Below are 10,421 nucleotides of genomic sequence, written 5' to 3'. Positions count from 1 at the left end.
CGCTGGACCTCTTCCCCATCCTCGACCAGCCTCACCCCATCGGCATCGCCCGCCTTGCCGCCCGCGCCACCCACGCCGACGACGGTCATCTCATCGAGTTCCGCTCGCTTGAAGTCCGCAGCATTTTGAACCGCACCGTCTCGCGCCGCGGTTTGCCGTTTACCTACAGCATCAACCCCTATCGCGGCTGCGAGTTCGGTTGCCGCTACTGCTATGCACGCTACACGCACGAGTTTATGGAGCTCCGCGACCCGGCCTCGTTCGAACGCATGATTTTTCTGAAGCAGAACGCCGCCTGGTTGCTCAAACAGGAGCTCCGCCATATTGACCCTGCCGAGGAGATCGCCCTCGGCTCGGCCACCGACCCGTACCAGCCCATCGAGCGCCGCGCCCGCATCACGCGCAGCCTGCTCGAGGTCTTCAGCCGCGAATCCGGCTACCGGCTCGGCATCGTCACCAAATCGACGCTGATCGTGCGCGACACGGACCTGCTCTGCGAGATCGCACGGCGCAACTCGCTGACCGTCCACATCACCATCACCACGCAGGATGCGGGGCTTGCGCGCAAGCTGGAACCGCGCGCGCCGCGTCCCGACCTGCGCTTTGCGACAGTCAAAAAGCTCAGTGGGGCGGGGATGCGCGTGGGCGTGCTCTGCTGCCCGATCCTGCCTGGCATTACCGATTCGGAAGAGGCGCTGGACGGCATGGCCCGCCGTTCGGCTGAGGCTGGCGCGCACTTCTTCGCCGCCAATCCGCTCTTCCTCAAACCGTGCTCGCGTCCTACCTACCTGAGCTTCGTTCGCGAGCATTTTCCTTCGCTGGTTGCCGACTATGCCAAACGCTACGATCACGCGGACTTCGTCTCCCATACCTACCGCAACGAGATTGCCACCCGGGTCCAGCGCGTCTGCTGCCGCTACGGAATTGGGCGGCGGACGGTGGGCGAGATGATGACCCGCATTCCTCCCCAGCCCGCCGCGACGCTGCCTTTTCGCGCTCAGCCCGAGCAGCTGCCGAGACGTCATGCGGGCTGAGACGTTTCAGAGACTGGCCAAAGGCTTGACGGCTCGCAAAAACGTACCTCAGCAGCTCAAGCTGCGCAGATGCTGCGATCCATGCGGCGCGGCTGAAGCCGTGCGCTTAAGCGAAACGGCTGAAGCAGGGAGTTCCCAAATAGACGCTGAAGGTTTATGCGAGTTGCTGCTTTGGCGACACCTCATCGAGCCGCACACCGGCGAGCAGCCTCACGGTCAGCAGCACCGACCACACCGTGCGCACTACCGTGGCGAGTTTTTCCATCAACCCGGCAGGGCCGCCAAGATGGTTGGCAAATCCGAACGCGGTGAGGAACAGCATCATCAGGACGGCGGTCAGGATCGAGTATGCCGTCCAGCCCTTCCAGCGGGCGTCGCCGCGAAAGCGCCAGGCGAAGAGGAAGAGCACCACGAGCGTCGCGTTGAACGCAATCAGGTCGAAGACAAGGTGAAGCGGCATGTGAATGAACACCGCGTCGCCGATGACGCCAAGGGCGGAGATGAGTTGAAACAGCGGAATGAGCCACCCGGCGCGGCCGCCGTTCAATTCTCGCTTCAGCGCGACCGCGAATGCGGTGAGCAACAGTCCGAAGACGAAGAAATTGATGCGCTGCCCCAGGCCCAGCGCCGTCAACTCAATCTCGCTGATGGTCTGGCGCATGGAGTTGTAGTCAGGAGCAAGCACGCCGAGCACAACAAAGGTCGTGATGAACAGGACTCCGCCAATTCCAGTTGCAATCAAGGCTTTTCTGAGCATGGCAGCCATCGTAACCTATACCGGGCCGATGCGAAACGCAGATTTCCTTCGAGAAGGACAACAAAAAGTGGGGCCGCCCTGGAGATGAGGAGATCACGGAATTAAGCATCCAGACACCTCCAGACACCTCCGGGGAAGCAGATGTTAAGTTGCGATGGCGTCGGTGGCGAGCACCTGAGGCTCGCGACGCACGAGCCAGTAGAACGCGACGACGTGCGTGATCATCAGCAACGGGACGTAGAGGACCGGGATCGCATAGGCAGCGCCCAACTGCCCGGCCAAGGCCGGAAGGCCGACTTTGACGGCGTGGACGTAGTCAAGGACGAGGTCCACGATCCCGACAAGGTTGTACGCAACGACGAACAGCCAAAAGAGCGGCTTTCTTCTGATGGTAAGAAGCGCGAGCATGGCCAGGACTCCCGTTGCGAGATCCCAGTAGGCGGCGAACGTGCCAAAGCTGGCCGGCAGATGCGACCCGATCACGCCCGGCAGAATAAAGACGAGCCCGAAGAAGCGGAAGCTGTGCAGCGTGGCGATTGCGCGCTGCACAGCAACCGGGCCCATCGAGCGGAACCTGGGCAGGATGTATGCGCCAAAGCAGAGCAGCCAGGCAACATAGCCTAAGACGAGTTGGATGTTGAAGAGTATTTCCGGCGGCATGGGTTCTCCAATTCGACGATGCGTTCGTCAGGGCGAATCGACGACGCCAGAAACCCGGCGCGACGACCGCGTTGCCATGTGTCCTGGTTCTGTCAGAGTGCGGGGATGCCTCTCTTGACGAGGAGAGTCATTGAAACGCTGCCGGATTCAAGGCTCTGAGCGGCATCAGCGGCCCGACGGGAATGTACTGGTGGTCAAGCAACTGGGCTTTGCCGAGCGGCAGCGCCTCCATCAGGTCTCGTGCCTCTGCCTCTGTCTTCACGTCGAGCAGGAACACGACTCCTTTGCCGTCGCCGCGCGAATACCACTCGCGAATCTTGCCGTCGAGATAGAGCTTCGTAGTTGCCTGAATCTCTTCCGGAATGATGGCCATGATTTGTTGAGGGGTTACACCCTGCCTGGCCGTCTCAATGACCAGCACTGCAGTGGTTGGAGGGATAGCTGCTCTGGGCACGCCGGAGGCGGCGGCGGGCTGCGCGTGTGCCGCCGGCGCGATGGGTAGCATTGCCATAAGAAGAGGGGTGATGAGTTTCATTGGGTTGTCCTTTCGATTCAGTTTTGGTTCTGCTGCTGCTTCATTGGATTACGACCGTACTCTTTTGAAGCAAAAAATTTATTCTTCGACGAAGGACTTGATAAAAAAGTTCCTCGCCTCCTTCAATCTCTGCTCGCGCTTTTGCGGGTCCGAAGTAATCCGGGCCGTCATCAGCGCTCCCGCCATGCTGGAGAACAACACCCTGATCTTCGCCAGCTTTTCCTCTCGCGTCCGACCGGGCATGAAGGGCAGGAGCCTCTCGCGATAGGCCTCGAGCGTTGCCTCGATCCGTCTTCGTACCGCTACCGGTTTGCGCGCAAGCTCCGGCGCAAGGGCCGCAAGCACACAACCGGCCCCCGGCGCATTCGCGTGGGCGACGCTGAGGTAACGTTCGATGATGGCCCGCAATGCCTGACCTTCAGGCGCGGACTGCGCAATTTCGACCATGCGCTCTCCCATCTCGTCGAATGCCCGCGTCACCGCTTCGACGAAGAGGTCGTCCTTGCTTTTGAAATGCCGGTAGAAGCCCCCTTTGGTCAGGCCTACCTTCTTCATCACCGTCCCGATACCGCTGGTGTCGCTGCCGTGCTCGCGGAAAGAGCGAGCGGCCACGGAGAGGATATTTTCGCGGCTCTGGGCTTTGTGTTCCTGGGAATATCGCACGCCATGAGATTACGCATGTACTCTAATGTCTGTCAAGGGTCGGAATTGTCTCTGTTCGATGCGTAAAATAGTTAAGTACCCACTTGACAATTAGCCGCGCCGGGATTAGTTAAGTATTAACTAAACTATGTGGGCGCCTCCCAACGGCGCCCATCCGAAGGAGAACCACCATGCGCAAACTCTTCGTCTTCAACCACGTCACCCTGGACGGCTACTTCGTCAGCCACAACGGAGACTTCACCTGGGCACGCAACACCATCGACGACCCCGAGTACGCCGCCTTCGAGGCCGAAAACGCCAAAGGCGACGCCGAACTTCTCTTCGGCCGCGTTACCTACGACCTGATGGTGAAGTATTGGCCCACTCCGCTCGCGGCGGAGCAGGCTCCCACCGTGGCCGCGGGCCTGAACCGGATGCCGAAGATCGTCTTCTCGCGCACGCTCAAGCAGGCCTCCTGGACCAACACGCGCGTCATCAACGGCGATCCCATCTCCGCCATCCGCCAGCTCAAGAGCGAACCCGGCCCGGACATGCTCCTGATGGGCAGCGGCACGATCATCGCGCAGCTTGCGCCCGAAGGCCTCATCGACGAGTACCAGATGATGGTCGATCCGGTCGTGCTCGGCAGCGGCCGTTCGATGTTCGAAGGCATCCCGCAGAAGCTCGCGCTCCGCCAGACAAAATCCCGCAGCTTCCAAAGCGGCAAGACCTTCCTCTGCTACGAACCGGCGGCATAAGCGAACTCCAGACAGGCGTCCGGCCTGATCCTTGAGACCAGACGCGACGCCTGCTACGCTTGGAGCTTCTCGAAGGAGACCTCAGTGAATCATCGCTCCGTCACGCACGCGACCTACACCATCGAGCGCAGCTATCCGGCGCGCCCAGAGCGCGTCTTCCGCGCCTTCTCCGACCCGGCCCGCAAGCGCCGCTGGTATGCCGAAGGCGAGCGCAAGGTCATCGGGGAGTTCACGATGGACTTCCGCGTCGGCGGTCGCGACCGGCTCGTCTTCGCTACGCCGCAAGGCTTCGAGTGCATCAGCGAGTCCATCTACCAGGACATCCGCCCCGACAGCCGCATCGTCTTTGCCTACACCATGGCCGTGAACGGCCAGTGCATCTCGTCCTCGCAGGGCACCTTCGAGTTTCTCCCCGCGCCGGACGGCACAACGCTTCTCTTCACCGAGCAGGCCGCCTTCTTTGAAGGCTCCGACGGCCCGGAGATGCGCAAAGCAGGCTGGACCGAGCTGCTCAGCGAACTCGACAATGCATTGGACTAAAAAACGAACCGAGAACTAACCGGAAAACTAAACTCGAATCATGCCTCGTCCGTCCGTCAGCATCGACCGTGTCTTCCACGCCCTGGGCGACCCCACGCGCCGCGCCATCGTCGAGCGGCTCAGCAGAGGCGAGGTCTCGGTCTCCAAACTTCACGCTCCGCTCAACATCACGCTGGCCGCCGTCGTGCAGCATCTGCAGGTGCTCGAACGGAGTGGCCTCATCCACACCACCAAGGTCGGCCGCGTCCGCACCTGCCGCATCGAGCCCAAGGGCCTCACGGTCGTCGAGCGATGGATCAACGATCGCCGCGCCCTCTGGGAGAAGCGCCTCGACCGCCTGGGGGACCTGCTCCTCGAAGACGACGACCAGGTATAGACAGCCGATTCAAGTGGGACGGTGAGCTAACATCTCCGAGAAGCCAGACACCGCCTGCCGCGCCTTCAGTGTTCACGCAGCGCCGAAGACGCGGCGCACGTTCCTCACCAAACCCTTGACACGACTGCTATCCTTAAATCAGGAGAAAAGGAGCCCGGCCATGCGCCGGGCTTTCTGCTTCCGCTGTGGTTCGGCATCGGATGTGCGCGGGGTGGTCCGGAGTTAAGTCCTTTATTGGATGGACTTTGCGCAAAAAGTGGGGGAGGGGGTATCATGCACCAGAGCACACCCGAAACACAACCATGAATCTTGCTGCCATCCAATCTGCCCTCAAGGAAAGCAACCTCGACGGCTGGCTGTTCTACGACCACCACAACCGGGACCCGCTGGCGTATGCCATTCTCGGGATCCCCGGCGGCCACATCACGCGGCGCTGGTACTACTTCATTCCCGCGCAGGGAGAGCCGCGCAAGCTCGTCCACCGCATCGAGGCGGGCAAGCTCGACACGCTGCCCGGCGCGAAGGCCGAGTACTCCTCGTGGCAGGAGCTGGAGCAGAAGCTCGAAGCCCTGCTCACCGACTCCGCGCGCGTAGCCATGCAGTACAGCCCGCGCAACGCGATCATGTACATCTCGATGGTCGATGCGGGAACCATCGAGCTCGTCCGCAGCTTCAAGAAAGAGATCGTCTCATCAGCCGACCTCGTCAGCCGGTTCGAGGCTGTGCTGACGGACGCGCAGATTGCGACGCACTATGAAGCGCAACGCCGGCTCGACAGCATCCTTGAAGCGGGATGGAAGGAGATCGGCTCGCGCGTCCGCGCCAACTCGCCGGATGCGCATGAATTTGGCATTGTGCAGTTTCTCCAGGCGGCCATCGAACGCGAAGGGCTCATCACGGAGTTCGGCCCCAATGTCTCGGTGGGCCCCAACTCAGCCGACTCGCACTACGAACCCACGGCTGCCTCGTCAAAGCCGATTCGGCGCGGCGACTTCGTGCTGATCGACATCTGGGCCAAGCTGGCCAACGACCCTGCGGCCGTCTGGTACGACATCACATGGACCGCTGTCGTGGACCGTTCGCCGACGCAGCGCGAGCAGGAACTCTTTACCACGGTGCGCAACGCGCGCGACGCTGCCATCGCCGCTGTCGAAAAAGCCTTCGTCTCCAGCACGCCGATTGCGGGCTACCAGGCAGACGACGCCTCCCGCTCGGTGATTCGCGCGGCGGGCTTCGCGCACTGGTTCACGCACCGCACAGGACACAACATCGGTACGGAATTGCATGGCAACGGCGCGAACCTCGACAATCTCGAGGCGTATGACACGCGGCTCATCCTGCCCAACACCTGCTTCTCCGTCGAACCGGGCATTTATTTTCCCGGCGAGTTCGGCGTGCGCAGCGAGGTCAATATGATGACCCGTCCCGGGAAGGCGGAAGTCACCGGCCCGCGCCAGACGGAGCTGGTGCGTATCTAGCTTGTATGACGTTTCCCTCATGGGATCGAAGCGATTTGCGTTGGGCGGAGAGTAGAAGCTCGAGGCTAAAGAGTTCATGTGAGAACTGCGAGCATTGCCGCTGTCTGTGAGAAGAATACGGGGGTCTCTCCACTGCGGCGGCAAAATGCGCCGCCTTCGGTCGAGATGACGTGCTTTGTAGACGGTTTGGCCGGTGACGCGATGAGGTCTGACATTGCGCCATTTCAAAACATCTGACTTGGCGCCATTTCAGAACATCTGACTTACGCCATTTCAGAACATTTGACTTGCGCCATTTCAGAACATTTGACATTACGCCATTTCAAACAAAGGCTGAATGAGAGTTTCGCTAGCTGCTATCATCGAAAGCAAGATGCCCACCAATGCTCAGGCCCCGGCCCGCACCGCCGGACAATCCTCTTCCCTGCCGGTCATGGTCCTCATCGCGGGCTGGCTCGTCCCGGGCGCAGGACACTTTCTGCTGAAGAAATGGATTCGCGGCACGCTGCTGTTTATCTCCATCGTGGCCATGTTCTCGATCGGAATCGCGCTGAAGGGTAAGGTCTACACGCCCAATACCAGCGAGCTGCTCGACGTGCTGAACTTCGTCGGCGACCTGGGCAATGGTCTGCTCTATCTGATTGCCCGCGTGGTGGGACTGGGCACCGCGCCCGTTGAGCTGGCTACGGCGGATTACGGCACCAAGTTCATGGTGGTCGCCGGACTGCTGAACATCATCTCCGCCGTCGATGCTCACTCGCTGGCGACCGGGAGGAAGAACTCGTGACCCTGACGCACTTCAGCGCCGTGCTGATCTTCTCCTTCTTCACAGCGGTCGTCTTCGGAATCACGCAGCGTTCGGAGCCGCGGCTGATGGTTCGCTTCGCTGCCTTCACGTTCGTCATCTTCGTCGGCGGAACGATTGCGGCGAGCTGGCTGATGTGGCTCATCAAACACTGACGCGGAAGAAGCCTCCTGGAATCGAAGCAGATTACGGCGCGGGCCCGAGCTGCCTTGTTCGCAGGACCAAAGCCCTGCGCTCCCACCTAAGCACGTCGATTGAGTCTCTTCGCGGCCACGCGAGCGTGAGGTTTCACGACGGATTGGCGTGATTCTACCGCGCGAGCCGGGCTAATTCATGTGAATCGAAGGGGTTGCAGGGCGGCTGGCAGCGGTTTTCCGGCTGCGGGGCTGAGATGCCCGTATGACGCTTTGGAGAACTGCTCGCCGGTTACTCTCGTAATCTGATGCAAATCCTTGTAGCTTCGTCACTTCGCCCATCGTATTCTGCACATAATTCGACGGTGGCAGGATGATTGTACGGCGAACAGAGACAGAGACCGCTAGTGCAAGGGCCATTTGGACACGAGAACTGCTTAGCTCCGATCCGGAGCTTGAGTGCCAGGAACTGACAACCCTGGCATCTGTGATCTGTGGAACTCCCTTGGGATTGGTTACGCTGCTTGATGAGCGGAGCCAGTGGTCTCGCGCGTCCGAAGTGCTGAGGCTCGGCGATACTCCGCGCGAGGCGGCGTTCTGCGCCCATGCGATCCGGCAGGACGGGTTGTTTGTCGTCAAAGATTCGCTGATGGACTCGCTGTTTTCGACGAATCCGCTGGTCGTCGTCGAGCCCACGATTCGCTTCTACGCTGGAGTTGCGCTGGAGACGCCGGATGGCCACCGGTTCGGCACGCTGTCGGTCATCGACACCGTGCCCCGGATTCTGACGGCCGAACAGGACATGACGCTACAGGTGCTGGGGCGGCAGGCGAGTGCCCGGTTGGAGCTGCTGATGCAGCGGAAGACGCTGGACCAGGCGCTGGTGGAACGGGAGTCGGCGCAGGCGGGGCTGCGTGCGAGCGAAGAACTGTTTCGCGCATTTATGAATGCCAGCCCGTTTCTGAGCTACATCAAGGACGCGGCAGGACGGCTGCTCTTCTACAACAAGAGCTTTGCGCAGCGATTCGGCATCAGCGAGTATGCGTGGCTGGGGCGCTCGGATGAGCAACTCTGGTCGCGCAAGCTGACCAAATCGGTTCGCGCGCATGACCTTGAGGTGATGGCCAGCGGGCGGATTGTGGAGTCGGAGGAACATATCCGCGACGCTGACGGAACGGTGAGTTCGCTGCGCTCGTTCAAGTTTCCCTGTCATGACTCGGCCGGCAACATGCTGCTGGCGGGTGTGGCTGTGGACATTACCGATGCGGTTGCGCACAAAGAAGAGTTGGAGCGGTATCAGCGCGAACTGGAAGAGGCGAACGACCAACTGCGCCGTCTGGCCGTGACCGATGAGCTGACTGGGTTGAAGAACCGTCGGGCGTTTGAGGAACGGCTGGTGATGGAGTTCTCGATGGCGCGGCGGCGCAAGCGCGACCTGGCTGTGCTGCTGCTGGATGTGGACGACTTCAAGGCGATCAATGACCGCTTCGGCCACGCTGCGGGCGATGAGGTGCTGCGCAGGCTGGGAATGATTCTGCGGACGACCGTGCGCCTGCCCGATCTGCCTGCACGGTACGGTGGCGAGGAGTTTGCCGTGCTGCTGCCTGAATCCGGCGAAGAGGGAGCGATGGGGCTCTCGCGGCGCATTATGCAGCGGGTGGCTACGGAGGAGTGGGAGCATGAGCCGGTGACGATCAGCATCGGAATGGCGGCTATGAATGAGTCGCTCGAGAATGGCTTCCAGTTGGTGGACCTGGCCGATGATGCTCTCTATGCGGCCAAGCGCGCGGGGAAGAATCGCATGATGGCGCATAGCGGATAGCGGTGGTTTGTCGGTTCCGCACTCGGACTGCCGCCCAGGAATGAGGAAAAACAGATACCTTCGCTTCGCTACGGAATGGAAATGCCAAAGGGCGGGCTGTCTGAGTGAGTTCATACCGGCATAGCGGATAGGAGTACTATTGAACTGCCGCCCAGGAGAGATGCAATGCATGTTCATTTGATTGCAGAGATCGCCGCAGGAATTGCTATCGTAGCAACCGTTGCATACCTTGTCCTCGGAATCTGGGGCATCAGAACCCTGCGCGATATCAGAGACGCGGTTCGGGACAACAAGCGTTAAAAGGGCGAACGGTTCGATGCAGCCCTTGCAGCAAAAGAGGCGCTCCTTTTCGGGAGCGCCTCGCGTTTGAGTCTTCGGCTTGAACGTTAGGATTCGCTTTCGCCTTCGGAGCCCTCGGCAGCCTTCTGCTCTTCGAGCTGCCTGGCGAGCTCTTCGCGCTTCTTGGTGCGGGCGTCGGCGCGCTTCTTCGCCTTCTCGTTGAGTTCCTTCTCGGCTCCGAGGAGTTCGATGAAGGCCATCTCGGCGGCGTCGCCCTGGCGTGCGCCGGTGCGGATGATGCGGAGATAGCCGCCGTTGCGGTCGCCGTAGCGCGGGGCTACCGTGGCGAAGAGGCGGTCCACTGACTCGGGAGTCATCAGGTAGGCTGCGGCCTGACGGCGGGCGTGGACGGTGCCGCGCTTGCCGAGGGTGATCATCTTCTCGACGAGCGGACGGGCGGCCTTGCACTTGGTGATGGTGGTCTCGATACGGTCCGTGAGGATGACGGAGGTGACGAGGTTGCGCAGAACGGCGCGGCGGTGGCTGGTGTTGCGGCCTAGTTTGTAGCCCGCATTACGGTGACGCATGGTGATCTCCTTCG

The 10,421-nt window shown here is 61.0% G+C and carries 13 protein-coding genes; 8 read left to right on the top strand and 5 right to left on the bottom strand.

The features are described 5' to 3' along the window. The first annotated feature begins 2 nt into the window (after positions 1–2). On the top strand, positions 3–1,034 hold the full coding sequence (locus tag VFU66_RS11780; protein ID WP_326446452.1) for an SPL family radical SAM protein: 1,032 nt from the start codon (positions 3–5) through the stop codon (positions 1,032–1,034). Between the two features lie 154 nt (positions 1,035–1,188). On the opposite strand, the gene VFU66_RS11775 is transcribed toward VFU66_RS11780, so the two are convergent. From VFU66_RS11775 to VFU66_RS11760, 4 genes are all read right to left on the bottom strand, one after another. Beyond that, a complete protein-coding gene (locus VFU66_RS11775; protein ID WP_326446451.1) occupies positions 1,189–1,776 on the bottom strand; it encodes a DUF998 domain-containing protein in 588 nt (195 codons plus the stop codon). A gap of 159 nt (positions 1,777–1,935) precedes the next feature. Then, positions 1,936–2,451, bottom strand: a complete 516-nt coding sequence (locus VFU66_RS11770) for a DUF8737 domain-containing protein (RefSeq protein WP_326446450.1) — start codon at positions 2,449–2,451, stop codon at positions 1,936–1,938. A 127-nt stretch (positions 2,452–2,578) separates the two neighbouring features. After that, complete coding sequence (locus VFU66_RS11765; RefSeq protein ID WP_326446449.1) at positions 2,579–2,986, bottom strand: hypothetical protein; 408 nt, start codon at positions 2,984–2,986, stop codon at positions 2,579–2,581. A 78-nt stretch (positions 2,987–3,064) separates the two neighbouring features. Beyond that, positions 3,065–3,598, bottom strand: coding sequence for a TetR/AcrR family transcriptional regulator (locus VFU66_RS11760; protein ID WP_326446448.1), 534 nt, complete (start codon positions 3,596–3,598; stop codon positions 3,065–3,067). 221 nt (positions 3,599–3,819) lie between these two features. Between VFU66_RS11760 and VFU66_RS11755 the strand changes: the two genes are divergently transcribed. From VFU66_RS11755 to VFU66_RS11725, 7 genes are all read left to right on the top strand, one after another. Continuing rightward, positions 3,820–4,386 (top strand): dihydrofolate reductase family protein, encoded by a 567-nt coding sequence (locus VFU66_RS11755; protein ID WP_326446447.1) that lies wholly within the window; start codon positions 3,820–3,822, stop codon positions 4,384–4,386. 84 nt (positions 4,387–4,470) lie between these two features. Next, positions 4,471–4,926: an SRPBCC family protein gene (locus VFU66_RS11750; protein WP_326446446.1), complete on the top strand. Its 456-nt coding sequence runs from the start codon at positions 4,471–4,473 to the stop codon at positions 4,924–4,926. 40 nt (positions 4,927–4,966) lie between these two features. Then, on the top strand, positions 4,967–5,302 hold the full coding sequence (locus tag VFU66_RS11745) for an ArsR/SmtB family transcription factor (RefSeq protein WP_326446445.1): 336 nt from the start codon (positions 4,967–4,969) through the stop codon (positions 5,300–5,302). 302 nt (positions 5,303–5,604) lie between these two features. Then, positions 5,605–6,780, top strand: a complete 1,176-nt coding sequence (locus VFU66_RS11740) for a M24 family metallopeptidase (RefSeq protein ID WP_326446444.1) — start codon at positions 5,605–5,607, stop codon at positions 6,778–6,780. 373 nt (positions 6,781–7,153) lie between these two features. Beyond that, the gene (locus VFU66_RS11735; protein WP_326446443.1) at positions 7,154–7,567 is read left to right on the top strand and encodes a DUF6677 family protein; all 414 of its coding nucleotides are present in this window, start codon (positions 7,154–7,156) and stop codon (positions 7,565–7,567) included. Then, complete coding sequence (locus VFU66_RS11730; RefSeq protein ID WP_326446442.1) at positions 7,564–7,740, top strand: hypothetical protein; 177 nt, start codon at positions 7,564–7,566, stop codon at positions 7,738–7,740. Before VFU66_RS11735 ends, VFU66_RS11730 begins: the two co-directional genes overlap by 4 nt. A gap of 352 nt (positions 7,741–8,092) precedes the next feature. Then, complete coding sequence (locus VFU66_RS11725) at positions 8,093–9,541, top strand: GGDEF domain-containing protein (RefSeq protein WP_326446441.1); 1,449 nt, start codon at positions 8,093–8,095, stop codon at positions 9,539–9,541. A 386-nt stretch (positions 9,542–9,927) separates the two neighbouring features. Here the strand turns inward: VFU66_RS11725 and rplQ are convergent, their stop codons facing one another. Then, positions 9,928–10,407 carry a 50S ribosomal protein L17 gene (rplQ, locus tag VFU66_RS11720; RefSeq protein ID WP_326446453.1) on the bottom strand — a complete coding sequence of 160 codons (480 nt, stop codon included), beginning with the start codon at positions 10,405–10,407 and terminating at the stop codon, positions 9,928–9,930. Positions 10,408–10,421 lie beyond the last annotated feature (14 nt).

Origin of the sequence: Edaphobacter sp. (assembly GCF_035763405.1) — a bacterium.
Lineage (GTDB): Bacteria > Acidobacteriota > Terriglobia > Terriglobales > Acidobacteriaceae > Edaphobacter.
The sequence above is the reverse complement of the archived record's forward strand: the minus strand, read 5'-3'. Positions and strand labels throughout refer to the sequence as shown.